This is a genomic window from Desulfosarcina ovata subsp. ovata, assembly GCF_009689005.1.
Taxonomy (GTDB): Bacteria; Desulfobacterota; Desulfobacteria; order Desulfobacterales; family Desulfosarcinaceae; genus Desulfosarcina; species Desulfosarcina ovata.
This window is the reverse complement of sequence record NZ_AP021879.1, coordinates 5,502,848-5,517,746: the sequence shown is the minus strand read 5'-3', so window position 1 is coordinate 5,517,746 and position 14,899 is coordinate 5,502,848. Positions and strand designations below refer to the sequence as shown.

Sequence of the window (14,899 nt, the reverse complement as noted above, 5' to 3'; positions counted from 1 at the left end):
GGGCAACGATCCCGCCACCGTTCCCAAAAAACAAACACCCTATTCTTCCCACCCGGTCCCCTGCATATTTTGTTTCTTAAGTCTCCAAGCCATCCGGCGATAGTAATCTTTGAAAAAATTTTCAGGTAACGTCCCTGTGTCTACGTACACGAACCCTATACTCAATCCAAATCGCTAAGGAGCATTTTTATGAAGATGAACCTGCACTCCATCGCCTCGCGGCTGATCATCGGCGGCCTCTCTGCCGTGCTGATTCCACTGATCATTGTCGGGTATCTGTCCTTTTCAAAATCCCATTCGGCGTTGTCCGATCTCGCCGCCGAACAGGTCCAGGGGGTCACCTCGGATCTTGCCCGAATGACGGAAAACACACTCCAGGCAGAAATGGACAAAACAACCACCATGGCGTCCCAGAAACGGATCATCGCCCTTGCCGAAACTGTTAAACAATCCGGTGTTGAGGCTGCCGGCGCACAAGTGGACGATGTCTTCCATGCGCTGAAGACCCAGTTCAACAGAATGAGCAATCGCAGCCACTATCAGGGGGTGTTCATCGCCGATACAAAGGGCGATATTTATACCGGTGTACTATCAAATGGACAGCCATACAAAAAAATCAACATTGCCAATGACAGCGTTTTCCAAAGAGTTCAACAGACCAAGGCGCCCGCCATCAGCGAAATGATTCTGTCGCGGGCCACCGGTAAGCCAATCGTGGCCACCGGCGCCCCGATCTTCTCAAAAAGCAATGAACTTCTCGGCGTCATGGGGCTGGTCATTAATGCCGACTATTTTTCGGATGTCATCGTCAACCGGAAAATCGGTAACACCGGCTATGGCGTGCTGCTCTCCAGCGACGGCACCGTCCTTGCCCATCCCAACCACGACCTGGTGCTTAAGCTCAACACCTCAACAATTAAGGAGATGGCGAGCCTCAATCGCAGAACGATGGCCGGCGAAACCGGCGTTGAACGATTCGTGCTCAAGGGTGTCGCCAAGGTTGCCGGGTTCGCCCCGGTGGGCATCAACGGATGGGCGATCAACGTATCCCAGGAAGAGGCCGAATTCATGGCCGCGTCACATTCAATCCGCAACTGGAATATCCTGGTAGCGGTTATCGCCGGCGCGCTCATGACCGTTGTCATTTTGATGGTCAGCCGGTCCATCGTCAACCCCATCAATTCCGCCGTGGCCGGTTTGAAGGACATCGCCCAGGGAGAGGGCGACCTGACCATGCGCCTTGAGGCGACCAGCAAGGATGAAGTCGGCGATTTGGCCCGCTGGTTCAACACCTTCATCGAAAAGCTGCAGGGCATCATCAAGGATATCGCCGGCGGGGTCGAGACCCTCTCTTCCTCATCCACAGAGCTGTCCGCCATCTCCGAGCAGATGACCCAGGGCATCGAAACCGTAACTGAAAAATCCAACACCGTCTCAGCTGCCGCCGAAGAGATGAGCACCAACACGAACAACGTGGCGGCCGCCATGGAACAATCCGCTACCAACACCAATATGGTGGCCACCGCGGCAGAGGAGATGTCCGCCACCATCGACGAAATTGCCAAAAATGCCGAGAAGGCCCGCGGCATCTCCGACGAGGCCGCCCACAAGGCCTCCAGCGCCTCCACCAACATGGATCAGCTGGGTGCGGCGGCCAATGACATCGGCAAGGTCATCGAGACCATCACCGACATTTCCGAGCAGGTCAACCTGCTGGCCTTGAACGCCACCATCGAGGCGGCCCGGGCCGGCGAGGCCGGCAAGGGCTTTGCCGTGGTGGCCAACGAAATCAAGGAACTGGCCAAGCAGACCGCCGAGGCCACCGGCGACATCAAGGAGAAGATTGAGAGTATTCAGGGCACCACGAATATGACCGTGGGCCAGATCGGCGAGATCACCCAGGTGATCACCGATGTCAACGACGTGGTGGCCACCATCGCCACGGCCGTGGAAGAGCAGTCCGCGGCCACCAAGGATATCGCCACCAACGTGGCCCAGGCCTCCCAGGGAATCCAGGAGGTCAACGAGAACGTCAATCAGAGTTCAAGCGTATCGGCCGAGATTTCCCAGGATATCGCCGGGGTCAGCGTTTCCATGAACGAAATGTCCACCAGCAGCAACCAGGTTAACCTGTCGGCCCAGGAATTGTCCAAACTGTCGGAAAGCCTCAAACAGATGGTCGATCAGTTCAAAGTGTGAAAGTCAGGCAGGGATTGACATCGTTAACCCGTCAGTATCGTTCCCGGCATTGACCCCATCATCTTTAAACCGGTTCTGAAAATGCTTCCCCGGTGGGTGCCTTGCCCGCCTTGGGAAGCCGGATCACGAAGCAGGTGCCACCATCATCGGCGGCAAACACCTCCATTTCACCGCCGTGATCCTCGGTAACGATAAAATAGGAAACCGACAGGCCCAGCCCCGTGCCCTTGCCGACCGGCTTGGTGGTAAAAAAGGGTTCGAAAATGCGCCGCCGTTTTTGTTCGTCCATGCCCGGGCCATTGTCCTCGATCTCCACCCTCGCCCATTTTCCGTCGTCCCGTACCCGTAAAACGAAACCCGGCGGTCTGGCGTCATCCATCACTTCGACCATGGCCTCGGCCCCATTCTTGAGAATGTTTATGAACACCTGCTGGACCTTATTGGCTTCGCAGGGCACGGGAGGCACCGCCGGGTCGTACTCACGGACGATGTGGATTTGTTTGAAGTCATAGTGTTCCTTCATGTTGTAATCGGTGCGAACCAGCTCCAGGGTCTGGTCCAGGAGTTCGCCCAGATCTTGGGAGGATACCCGCCGATCACTCTTGCGGGCGAAGCTGAGCATGTTTTTGACGATGGCCGCGGCGCGGGCTCCGGATGCGCGGATGTTTTCGATCATGCCGGGCAGCTTGCGCAGTTCCAGGTATTGTCGGATGGCGGAAAGGGTCGTACCCGCCGCCTCGGCAGCCTTGTGGTTGGCCGGCAGATCACCGAGCAGACGATTTTTCAAAACCGATGCATTTTGCAGGATGCCCGCCAGGGGGTTGTTGACCTCGTGGGCCATGCCTGCCGCCAGGCCGCCCACGGAAAGCATCTTCTCGCTCTGAATCATGATCTCTTCCAGCCGCACTTGCTCGGTCACGTCATCCACCCGGATCACCGCGCCTTCCACCCCGTTGGCCGTCAGCGGAAAAATGGTGATGTCTTCGAAACGGGTCTCCTGTTCCGCTCTTCGCTGCACCTTGGGGGAACTGATTACCTGCCGCTCCCGGATGGCGGTTTTAATTCGCTCCATTTCACCGGCCAGGTGGGGGAGCACCCTGGCAAGAGGCTGTGACCGGGCTTGGTCGAAGCTCAATCCGGTGAGCCGTTCGGTATGCCTGTTCCACTGGGTGACCCTGCCGTCAAGATCCACCGCCACAAGCACCGAGGGCATGGAATCAATGATGTTGGAAAGATAGTTGCGCAATTGGCGCAGTTCCTCTTCGGCCTGCCTTTGCCGGGTGATGTCGGTAAGCACACCGACCACGCCGACAACCCCTCCATCGGCATCCTTGATGGAGGAAAAGCTGTCCCGGGACCACACATTGGGATTATGCGGATGAGTCGTCTTTACGGCCACGGCCACCTCGCCTTTCATTGCATTACGAATATTTTCCTCAACCGGCAATTTTTTAATGTGGGGAAACGCTTCCCAGGGGCGTTTACCGATAACCGACTCCCTTGGTACATTGGTAATGACTTCCATGCCTCTATTGTAAATCGTGACGGTAAAGTCACTGTCGAGCACAAAAACCCCTTCACTCATGGATTCCAGAATATTGGCGAGCAATCGTTCATGCTTACGCAAATTTTCTTCAGCCTGCTTGCGCTCTGAGATGTCCTGGACAAAAGCCAAATGGTACTCCTGCCCCTCGAACCGCATGAGTTTAGCGATAACCTGGACCGGGACAATCTCACCGCCTTTGCGCCGGTGAAAGGCTTCGATGGTGATCGTTCCAGCCTCATTCATCCGGGTCGCTCCGATCTCCCAATCAGCGGGCGTGAATCCGGGAGCGACGTCGAAGGCGGTCATGCGGCAGAGTGTTTCCCGGGTATAACCGAGGCTGGCGCAGGCCGCTTCATTGACGTCGAGGACCTCGCCATCCGGTCCCATCCGCCAGATGCCGATGGGGGCCTTGTCGAAAATGAACTGGGTCAGGCGCAAGGATTCCTCGATTTGTTTCCTTTCGGAGATGAACCGCGCCTGTTGAACGTTTTGATAAGCCGACATGGAAAGCTGATTGGCCACAGCAAACAACACATTGGCGATTCTTTCGAACTGTTCCTGGGACATCACGGGCACTTGGCGATACGCGGCGCGAAAGGCGCTTTCGTCCGCACCGAGTTCACGGGCGTAGTCCATGATGTCTGCTTCCTTCTGGTTCTCGTTGCGGACCTGACCGATCAGCCAATTGGCGATATGGCGTCCGCCAACGGTAATACTGGCCCCCGCGTTGCACAAACCGGCGCTCAGGCACGGCTGAATGATGGGCCCGGAGGGATTGTGCCGTCCGATCAAGGCATCGGAGATATTGCAGTTTTTGCTTCCCTTTTCGGTATTGCGGATGAACTGGCTGCACAGAACCGTGAAGTTGCTTGGCCGCGTGATGGGGGTGCCGTCCGGACGGGTAATCAAGGCCGCCACGCCAAAGGCCTCGGCATACAGGTCCTGAAGATGCTGGATATCGGTCAGGTTGAACAGATCTTCAAAAGCAAGGCCGTCCACATCCTCCAGCGGCCGCGTCAAGGCCACGATCCGTTTTTCAAGCGCCTCCGCCGTCCGCTTATGCTCGGTGATGTCCGTGTGAGCCCCGACCACGCGAACCGCCTTTCTTTCGGCATCCAGTTCGGCAACCTTGCCCCGGCCCAAGATCCAATGCCACGCTCCGTTTTTGGCCTTCATCCGGAATTCAACGGCAAAGGGCGCGTGTTCTTCCAGAGCGTGCCGCACGGCGGCTTCGGCCGTTTCCACATCATCGGGGTGAATCAATCGCCGCCAGCTTTCATACGTGGGGGGGAATTCGTCCGGTGCATAACCCAGCATGGTATAGTACCTAGGGCTAAAATAGGACCGGCCGGTTCCGGGATTCCAGTCCCAGATGCCGTCGTTGGCCGCATCGAGCGCCAAACGCAGCCGCTCCTCGCTTTCCCACAGGGCCTGATCCGGCACACTTTCCAGGCGTTCTAAAGTAGTAATCTTCCGCTCTAAAACGGCTACCCGTTCACTCATTTTCTGCAGTTCATCGATCAGCTGAGATCGGGTTTTGTTCTCATCTTTCATTTTGATGTTCCCCAATACAACAACTATAGAAGAAATTAACCCGCACTTATCCTGAATTGGGTTTATGCGATCCTCTGCAAAGTTATCGTCGTCTGGCGCCTTCGCCCCTGCGTGAAAACCCCGCCCAATCCGGAGGCCGACAATTGGCGCTCCCACGCAGAGCATGGGAGCGAAAGGTATCCGCTTCTCCGCTCCCGATCACCGATCACCGCGCCCCTTGGGCAGCCGGATCACGAAGCAAGTGCCGCCGCCATCGGCCGCGAACACCCCCATTTCGCCGCCATGATCCTCGGTGATGATGAAGTAGGAGACCGACAGGCCAAGTCCTGTCCCCTTGCCCACCGGCTTGGTGGTAAAAAAGGGCTCGAAGATACGCCGGCGGGTCTTCTCGTCCATGCCCGGCCCGTTGTCCTCGATCTCCACCCGCACCCACGCGCCGTCGTGTCGAAGCCGCAGAACAAATGTCGGCGGGGCCGGTGTATCCACCATCTCGGCCATGGCCTCGGCGCCATTTTTCAAGATGTTCATGAACACCTGCTGAATCTTGCTGGCTTCGCAAAGTACCGGTCCCACCGCTTCATCATACAGACGTACGATCTCGACTCGCTTGAAGTCATAATGTTTTTTCATGTCGTAATCGGTTTTGAGCAGATCGATGGACTGGTCCAGCAGCGTCCCGAGATCATGAAGGGCGGCCGTTTTCTCACTTTTCCGGGCGAAGCTGAGCATATTCCTGACAATGGCGGCGGCCAGACTGCCGGAGGTACGGATGTTTTCGATCATGTCGGGCAGCTTGCGCAGCGCCAGATAATGCCGGATGACAGCCAGGGACGTACCGGCGGCTTCGGCGGCCCTGCGGTTGGCGGGGAGATCTCCCAGCAGTCGATTCTCAAGGACCGACGCATTTTGCAGGATACCGGCCAGGGGGTTATTGATCTCGTGGGCCATGCCTGCTGCGAGGCCGCCCACGGATAGCATTTTCTCACTCTGGATCATCATCTCCTCCATGCGCACCTGTTGGGTCACATCGTCCACCCGGATAACGGCCCCTTCAACCCCATCGGCAATCAGAGGGAAAATGGTAATATCTTCAAAGCGGATTTCATTGCCCACCTTGCGGGAAACTTTGGAAGAGCTGATCACCCGGCGTTCCCGGATAGAGGCGCTGACCCGCGCCATTTCACCGGACAGGCGGGGCAACACCTTGGCCAGGGGTTGGCAGCGGGCCTTTTCGAAGGTCAATCCGGTGGTTTTCTCCGTCTGGTAATTCCATTGGGTCACCTTGCCGTCCCTATCCACGGCCACGAGTATGGAGGGCATGGAATCGATGATATTGGAAAGGTAGTTTTGCAGCCTGCTCAGTTCTTCTTCGTCCTGCTTTTGCCGGGTAATATCGGTGATCACACCGACGATGCCGACAATCCCTCCATCTGCATCCCTAAGGGGCGAAAAACTGTCCCGAAACCATACCGTTCCCCAACTTGGAAATTGAAGCCGGACTTCCAGGTTTCTGGTTGATTTTCCGGCCATCGTCCTTTTCATATTTTTTTCCACGGGTGTGCCCTTAAGAAACGGAAATACGTCCCAGAAGACTCTCCCGATCGCCTCCGCTTTTGGCATATGGGTCATCTTCGCCAATGAACGGTTGAAAATCGTATATTTAAAATCTTTATCGAGCACCACGATTCCCTCATTCATCGATTCCAGAATGTTGGTCAGCAACTGCTCACTCTTGCGTAAATTCTCTTCGGCCTTTTTGCGCCCGGTGATATCGGCGTTGGTGCCGATAAAACGGGCGGGATTTCCCTCGTCATCCCAATCGGCAATTGTTCCTTTCGCCTGGATCCACATGTAACGACCGTCTTTACGCAAAAACCTGAACTCCACTTCAAATTTTTCCAGCTCCCCTGCCAGATATCGGTCATTGGCCGATCTCACGCGATCAAGGTCATCTTTGTGAATGCGTTTTAAGATCTCTTCGTAGGCTTCCGGAAACCCATGGGGTTGGTATCCGGCCATGGTGTAGAAGCGAGAGTCAAGGAATAGAATATCTTCATGAATACGCCAGTCCCAGATGCCTTCGTTCGCCCCGGACAGCGCCAACTCCAAACGTTGTTCACTCTCCTTTAGCGCGTGCTCCATCTGCTTGCGTTCGGTGATGTCCTGCACAAAGGCCAGGCGGTATGCCTGCCCCTCGAAACGCATCAGTTTTTCGATGACCTGGATCGGGAAGATCTCACCATTCCTGCGCTGGTGGAAGGCCTCGGTCGTCTTGGCGCCGACCTCATGCAGCGCGCTGGTGCCGTTCTCCCAATTCTCGCTATCGAATCCGGGTGCGAAGTCGAAGACAATCATGCGGCGGAGCTCTTCCCGGCTGTATCCCAGGCTGGCACAGCCCTGTTCATTGACATCAAGGACCTCGCCCGCCGGTCCCATTCTCCAGATGCCGATGGGGGCCTTATCAAAAATGAACTGGGCAAGACGCAGGCTGGATTCCATCTCCTTGCGTTGAGTGATATCCGTGAGCACACCATAGCAGATGATCTCGCCGTCAATCCACCGGGCAGTGGAACGGCCCTCAAACCAGATTTTATCTCCGGTCGGTTTGATGAACCGTCCCTCATAATACCAAGGAGCCGCTGTTTCCAGCGCGTCTTTCACCGACTGGATAAAACGCGGCTGATCATCCGGGGGAAGACAACGGACAAAGTCATTGAAAAAACTTTCCTCTGCGGTATCCACCCCGAATATTTTAATGCTCCGTTCCCGTACCACGCTGGTAAGTGAACTGGATTCGAGGGCCTTGGGGTCCGCTTTGAACTGATACACCACACCGGGAACATTGGCGACGAGGTCCATCATCCGTGCTTCGCTGTCAATCAGCGCTTTCTCCCGCCGATCGATTTTTTCGGCCATCCGCTGCAGGCTATGGCCGAGATTGAAGAATTCCCTTGCCCTGGCCGCCGGCCATTGCAGATCGTATCGTCCATTGGCAATGGATTCCGCCCTGCCGGTATAGGACGCAAACAGCGCGGTGAGATTGCCGGCCATAAGCCAGGCGATGAACAAGGCCAGCCCCAGGGCAATGGCCAACCCCAATCCAATCAACGCGAGTGTATCCCGAACCGGTTGGAACGCCTTTTTGGCCGGTTGGGCAAAGAGGACTTTCCAGCCTACCGCCTCCATCTCCACCCAGGTTCCCAACATCTTCACACCGTCCAACGCGAATGCCCGAGAAACGGCTTGCGTATTACCACCCTCCACGGCGGAATAACTGAGATTCGACAGCTGCCCCGACCGCCGCCGCTGAGAGTCGGCCACAACCAATCCTTGACCATCGATTACCAGCGTAAGGAATTCGGATTCCACCGGCAAGTGACTGATGAACTCGGCAAGGTTGCCCAAGGGGATTTCCCCGATGATCGAACCGCCCTCCAACGGCAAACTCAGCGCCACCGCCATGCTACTGCTGATGGTGGATAAGAAGGTTTCGGACCAAACGGCCTTATTCGGCGCCCCCAACGGACGCGTGAACTCCCGACCGGAAAAATCCAACCCCATGTAGTCATCACGGTTCGGGCGTCGGGCTTGGGCCAACCCCACTGCTTTCACGACGTCATTCTCGGCGTCGACGACAAATAAAGCCTCGAAAAATCCGCCATCTCCGCACTGGGCGTCCAACAGGTCAACCGCCGCCGGTCCCGAATCGAGTGCCTGGTTTCGAAAATACTCGGCCAGGGCCGTGAGCTGGCGTTCACCGCCTTCCAGGTAGGCCGATATGTGGCCGGCAATGGCGCGGGCCATGGCCTGGTGTTGAATTCCCGTTCGGGCCCGTATGGCCGGCATCATCAAAAACCAGACCATCAGGAAAATAATGATCACCGGCAACACCGCCACCGCACCGAGATGAAATGACAGATATCTTTTCAGGGGAACTCTGGATTTCATGGCATTACTCCAGGACAACGAACTGTTGATTCCGAATGATCCTGATGGACGCCGCGGATGACTTGACATCACCGTACGAATCAAGGCTGATTTTGCCCTGCAACCCGCCAAACTCAGCGATTGAAAGAATGGTGTCTTTCAGCGACTGGCCCGGCTTCTGGGCTTTCAAAGCCGTCAGGACCACCTGGGCCGCGTTGTAGGCATAATAACCGGGAAACCCCGGATCCCGGTTGTAACGGTCAACATATATTTTTTGAAATCGTTGGTAGGCCGGATCCGGACTGTCCCAATCAAAGACGATGGACACCATCACCCCTTCCACGGCCTTCCCGCCGAGTTCAATGAGCCGCTGGGTCGCCGCCCAGTTCGTTAAGGTTATTTTTACGGACGAATTTAATTTGCGGATCTGTTGGCATAACAACGCGGAGTCCATGGGATTGGCAATGATCAGGATACCGTCGGGGTCAACCGCCAGCAGCCCATGGGTAATTTGCGAGAACGAATGTCTATCGCCGGCCTTGAATTCAACGGCGGTTAATATCTTACCCCCACCGGCAGTAAAGGGTGATTTAAAATTTTCCATCCAATCTTTGCTAAATGAACGGTTTCCACCATCATAAGCGACGGCGACGCGGCGCACATCATCAGATCTGATTAGGTATTGGGCAATGAGCGAAGCTTGCTCATGGGTAGTAACGGCAACGCGCATAAAATAGTCATCCAATCCGGATAGATCTTGGGTCGTCACCGTGCCCCCCACGGCAACCACCCGAGATTGGTTCAAGTATGGCACGATGGCCACGGCGACCGCGCTGGACATGGGGCCGATCATCGCGGCAATCCGCGCATCGATCAAAGCCTGTACCGCCTCAACTGCGGTTTCTACATTCTGTTGATTGTCCTTGATGATCAGCGTTACCTGACGGCCATGAAGCCCCCCTTGTGCATTGCACTGCTCCACGGCCAGCAGGACCGCATCTCGCGCCGCCATGCCGATATCCGCCGACCGCCCTGTTATGCCAGCCATAAACCCCAGCCGAATGGGCTCATCGGCCTTACAGCCGACCAAACAGAAACTGAATACAATTGCAACAATACCAACCCATTGGATTGGGGTGAAAGGGATGACCCATCGTTTCATCAAGACGTCTCCTTGAAAGACCGGCAGACCTTAAACGAAAGCCCAACGAATAGGATGATCGGCGTGGGCTTGGTTCTAACTTCGTCCACTTACCCCCTCGTTCCCACGCTCTGCGTGGGAATGGTTGGCCTTATACGTTCCCACGCAGAGCGTGGGAACGAGAGGTAATATGGGGTCAACCCGTTTTAATCGTTACTAAATCCAGGTGGGCGAAGTTAGAACCAAGCCCATCGGCGTTAATTACCAGTATATGATTAACGCTAACCATGAATCCAGTTATTTTTCCCGTAAGATAGCCTCCCCCATGCGTTGCCTTCGATGGCAGCGATGTCTCCCACCCCTCCGCCTGTCGTCATTATTGTTGGCGGTGAAGAAAACCACACACCATCCGAAAAACATGTTATGACTGTTTTATTGGAAGAGATGTCAACGAGGCAGTACAACATGCCCTGGGATCTAAAAGACATAATCGATTTTGAGAACCTCGGCCGACTCTTTGATGCATTTTGTGCGGCGACCGGTATCTCTGTATCCATCGTCTCGCTGGATGGAAAAAGTTGCGCCGACGTCGGTCATCAAAAAATCTGTTCTGATTTTTATTTGCGACATCCTGTATCGGCCTCGGCCTGTCTCGAAAATCAAGCCCAACTTCAAGCAGAATTGATGCGTGGCGAACATTCCGTCGTTCAGGTCTGTCCTAACGGTTTGTTCAATGGCGCTACGCCCATCCACATCAACCACATCCATGCGGCCAACCTGTTCACCGGAAAATTCTTTTTCGAGCCTCCCGATGCGGATGCCATGGCACGTTTTAAACAACAAGCGGCAAAATTGAATTTTGACGGGTCGGCATTCATTGAGGCCGTGCTGGATGTCCCCATTGTTCCCAAAAATCGGATTCATGCGATTTTACAATACCTCAGGCAATTGGCCGAAATGATCGGCCAGATGGGGATCAACCGCCTGAAAATCGAGGAGGGAAAACAGTCTATCGACGGCATTCAGGCGTCCTTGAAAAAAGAAATCAAACAGCGCGAGGAAGAGGCCAAAAAATTAACCCAGATTATTGAAGGCAGTCCCATCCCCACGTTTGTGATCGATTCGGATTCCAGAATTACCCATTGGAACCGGGCCTGTGAAAAACTGACGGGGGCTTCTGCAAAGGAAATAATCGGCACCGACAATCATCAGAAGACCTTTTATCCAAACCGCCGGCCGCTAATGGCGGATCTGATCGTCAAAAACGCCGGCAGTCACGAATTCAAGGAGCGATACGGCAGCAATTATCACAAATCGCTGTTAATCAAGGACGGTTATGAAGGCGAGGCCTTTTTCCCACAAATAGGAAAAACCGGCAAACGGCTGTTCTTTACCGCCGGCCCCATCATGAATGCCAAGGGGAAACGGATTGGGGCCATCGAAACCATCCAGGATATCAGCGCAAGGCGTGAAGCCGAACAAAACCTTCGCACCAGCGAAGCCCGTTATCGTCAGCTTTTCGATTCCGCCAATGACGGTATTTTTGTCCTCCGGGACGGTATTGTGGTCGACTGCAACCAAAAGGCCCTGGAGTTGTTCAACGTTTCCCGTGAAGAAGCCATCGGACAGTCTGCTGAAAATTTCTCACCGGAGATCCAACCCGACGGACAATCATCCACCAATGGACTCCAAAAAAAACGAGACCTCGTCAACCAAGGTGTGCATCAATCCTTCGACTGGCGGTTTTTCCGCAAAGACGGTTCGCCCTTTGATGCCGAGGTCAGCGTGACCCGGTCCATGATCAACGATGTGCCTCACACCCTGGCCGTTGTTCGTGACATCACCGAGCGACAAAAAATGATTCTGGCCCTTAAGGAGCGGGAAAAGGAGCTGGAAGAAAAGAGCCGCTACCTGGAAAAGGTCAACCAGGCCTTGAAAGCGTCCCTGGACCACCGGGAGGTTGAAAAACGGGCCGTCGAGGAAAACATGATGGTCCATCTGAAACGATTTGTTTTCCCTTATCTCGAAGCGCTCGGCCATTGCGGCGTCAACACCGATGCCCGGGCCTACCTGAACATCATCGAAACCAATTTGAACGACATCGTGTCCCGATTTTCCAAGACCGTATTCTGGAAATATCAGGATTTGACCCCCACCGAGGTTCAAATTGCCGACCTGATCCGCAGCGGCAAAAATACCAAGGGCATTGCCCAGATGCTGGGCCTGTCGCCAAGTTCAATCCAATGGCATCGTAAAAACATTCGTGAAAAGTTTGGCCTGACAAACAAAAAGGTCAACCTGCAAACCTACCTGACGTCCCTCACCGCATAATTGACATCCCAAATAGGGTGTTTTGCCCCCCCATTAACCACCATTTTTTCCAGTGTTAAGCACCGTCCCTTACCGTCGATAACAGTGTCAAACATAATAATCGGGGCTGAAACGGATTCGTCGTCTTTAAGGTACACGCAAAGGAAGCATGAACATGAAAATCAACCTGCACTCCATCTCATCCAAACTCATTATCGGCGGTCTAATCGCGGTGATGATCCCGCTGATCGTTGTGGGGTATCTCTCTTATTCCAAATCCCAGGTGGCCCTAATGGAGCTGTCCAAGCACCAGGCCCAGAGCGTTGCCTCGGATCTTTCCAGGCTAACCCGCAATGCTATCCAGGCCGAGCTGGAAAAAACCCGTCTCCTGGCCAGCCAGAAAAAAATTATAAAGCTGAGTGAAACCGTCGCGCATTCCGGCGTTCAGGCCAACATATCGTTGGTTGAAGAAGTATTTGCCGATTTGGGTGTTGCGTTTCGCAATATGGGTAATCACTACCAGGGCATTTTTATCGCCAACGCCGATGGTGAAGTGTATACCGGCGTTCTGGAAAATGGCGGGGAATATAAAGAAATCAATGTCCGTAACACGGATTATTTTCAAATTGTACGACGCGAGGGCAAGGCAGTATTGAGCAACATGGTGCTGTCGAAAAGCACCGGCAAACCCATCGCCGTGGCCTGTGCTCCGATCAAAGCCAAAAACGGCAAATTTATAGGTGCATTTGGGTCCGTGATCCACGCGGACTATTTCACCAAGATCGTGTCAAACCGTAAAATCGGTGAGACGGGCTATGGCTTCATGTCCGATGCGACCGGCCTTTGCATCGCCCATCCCAAGCCGGAAAATATCCTCAAAACAAACTTTACCCATATCAAGGAGATGGATGCCATCAGCCGCCGGATGAAGGCCCAGGAGACCGGTGTGGAAGAGTATGAATTCCAAGGGATCCACAAAATTGCCGGCTTCGCCCCGGTGGGCATCAACGGCTGGACCATCGGCGCCACCCAAAACCAGGACGAGTTCCTGGCCGCCTCCCATGCCATCCGCAACGCCAACATCATCGTCACCGTTATGGCCGGCATGATCGTGGCCGTGATCGTCCTGTTTGCCGCGCGCTCCATCGTGCTCCCCATTAACGCCGCGGTGGCCGGCCTCAAGGACATCGCCCAGGGCGAGGGCGATTTGACCATGCGTCTCCAGGTGAGCAGCCGCGACGAGGTGGGCGAACTGGCCAAGTGGTTCAATACCTTTATTGAAAAGCTGCAGGGCATCATCAAGGATATTGCCGGCGGAGTCGAGACGCTCTCCTCTTCTTCAACGGAACTGTCCGCCATCTCTGAGCAGATGACCCAGGGCGTCGAAACCGTGACGGACAAATCCAACACCGTTTCCGCCGCCGCCGAGGAGATGAGCACCAACGTGAACAACGTGGCTGCGGCCATGGAACAGTCGTCAACCAACACCAACATGGTGGCCACCGCCGCCGAGCAGATGTCCGCCACCATCGGCGAAATCGCTCAGAACGCCGAAAAGGCCCGCGGCATCTCTGACGAAGCCGCCCACAAGGCCACCAGCGCCTCCACCAACATGGATCAGCTGGGCGCGGCGGCCAATGACATCGGCAAGGTGATCGAGACCATCACCGACATCAGCGAACAGGTCAACCTGCTGGCCTTAAACGCCACCATTGAGGCCGCCCGTGCCGGCGAGGCGGGCAAGGGATTTGCCGTGGTGGCCAACGAAATCAAGGAACTGGCCAAGCAGACCGCCGAGGCCACCGGAGACATCAAGGAGAAAATCGAGGGCATCCAGGGCACCACGAATATGACCGTAGGCCAAATCAGCGAAATCACCAATGTGATCAGGGAGGTCAACGAGGTCGTGGCCTCCATCGCCACAGCCGTGGAAGAACAATCCGCCGCCACCCGGGATATCGCTACGAACGTGGCCCAGGCCTCCCAGGGTATCCAGGAGGTCAACGAGAATGTCAACCAGAGCTCTTCCGTCTCATCCGAGATTTCCCAGGATATCGCTGAGGTCAGTGTCTCCATGAACGAAATGTCCACCAGTAGCAGTCAGGTTAACCTGTCGGCCCAGGAACTGTCCAAGCTGTCGGAAAGCCTCAAGCAAATGGTCGATCAGTTCAAAGTGTAATAATCATGGTAAAGGAATGAGAACTTCTCCCGATGATAGATTT

Annotated in this window: 6 protein-coding genes; 3 read left to right on the top strand and 3 right to left on the bottom strand. The window is 54.9% G+C overall.

All coding sequences use genetic code 11. The features are described 5' to 3' along the window. Positions 1–189: 189 nt before the first annotated feature. Complete coding sequence (locus GN112_RS34535) at positions 190–2,199, top strand: methyl-accepting chemotaxis protein (RefSeq protein WP_231717122.1); 2,010 nt, start codon at positions 190–192, stop codon at positions 2,197–2,199. A 64-nt stretch (positions 2,200–2,263) separates the two neighbouring features. On the opposite strand, the gene GN112_RS24195 is transcribed toward GN112_RS34535, so the two are convergent. The 3 genes from GN112_RS24195 to GN112_RS24185 all read right to left on the bottom strand — a co-directional run bounded on the left by GN112_RS24195 (position 2,264) and on the right by GN112_RS24185 (position 10,388). Further along, entirely contained in the window at positions 2,264–5,299 is a 3,036-nt protein-coding gene (locus GN112_RS24195) for a PAS domain S-box protein (RefSeq protein ID WP_162459095.1), read from the bottom strand. A 198-nt stretch (positions 5,300–5,497) separates the two neighbouring features. Further along, positions 5,498–9,247, bottom strand: a complete 3,750-nt coding sequence (locus tag GN112_RS24190) for a PAS domain S-box protein (protein ID WP_162459094.1) — start codon at positions 9,245–9,247, stop codon at positions 5,498–5,500. Positions 9,248–9,251: 4 nt separating this feature from the next. After that, entirely contained in the window at positions 9,252–10,388 is a 1,137-nt protein-coding gene (locus GN112_RS24185; RefSeq protein ID WP_155312538.1) for an ABC transporter substrate-binding protein, read from the bottom strand. Between the two features lie 318 nt (positions 10,389–10,706). On the opposite strand from GN112_RS24185, the gene GN112_RS24180 reads away from it, so the two are divergent. Both GN112_RS24180 and GN112_RS24175 read left to right on the top strand, forming a co-directional pair. After that, positions 10,707–12,698 (top strand): PocR ligand-binding domain-containing protein, encoded by a 1,992-nt coding sequence (locus GN112_RS24180; RefSeq protein ID WP_155312537.1) that lies wholly within the window; start codon positions 10,707–10,709, stop codon positions 12,696–12,698. Between the two features lie 154 nt (positions 12,699–12,852). Beyond that, entirely contained in the window at positions 12,853–14,856 is a 2,004-nt protein-coding gene (locus tag GN112_RS24175; protein ID WP_231717121.1) for a methyl-accepting chemotaxis protein, read from the top strand. The last annotated feature ends 43 nt before the right edge of the window (positions 14,857–14,899 follow it).

Excerpts from the sequence above, each read along its gene's own strand:
- GN112_RS34535 (WP_231717122.1), top strand. The coding sequence starts at position 190 with ATGAAGATGAACCTGCACTCCATCGCCTCGCGGCTGATCATCGGCGGC.
- GN112_RS24195 (WP_162459095.1), bottom strand. The coding sequence starts at position 5,299 with ATGAAAGATGAGAACAAAACCCGATCTCAGCTGATCGATGAACTGCAG.
- GN112_RS24190 (WP_162459094.1), bottom strand. The coding sequence starts at position 9,247 with ATGAAATCCAGAGTTCCCCTGAAAAGATATCTGTCATTTCATCTCGGT.
- GN112_RS24185 (WP_155312538.1), bottom strand. The coding sequence starts at position 10,388 with ATGAAACGATGGGTCATCCCTTTCACCCCAATCCAATGGGTTGGTATT.
- GN112_RS24180 (WP_155312537.1), top strand. The coding sequence starts at position 10,707 with ATGGCAGCGATGTCTCCCACCCCTCCGCCTGTCGTCATTATTGTTGGC.
- GN112_RS24175 (WP_231717121.1), top strand. The coding sequence starts at position 12,853 with ATGAAAATCAACCTGCACTCCATCTCATCCAAACTCATTATCGGCGGT.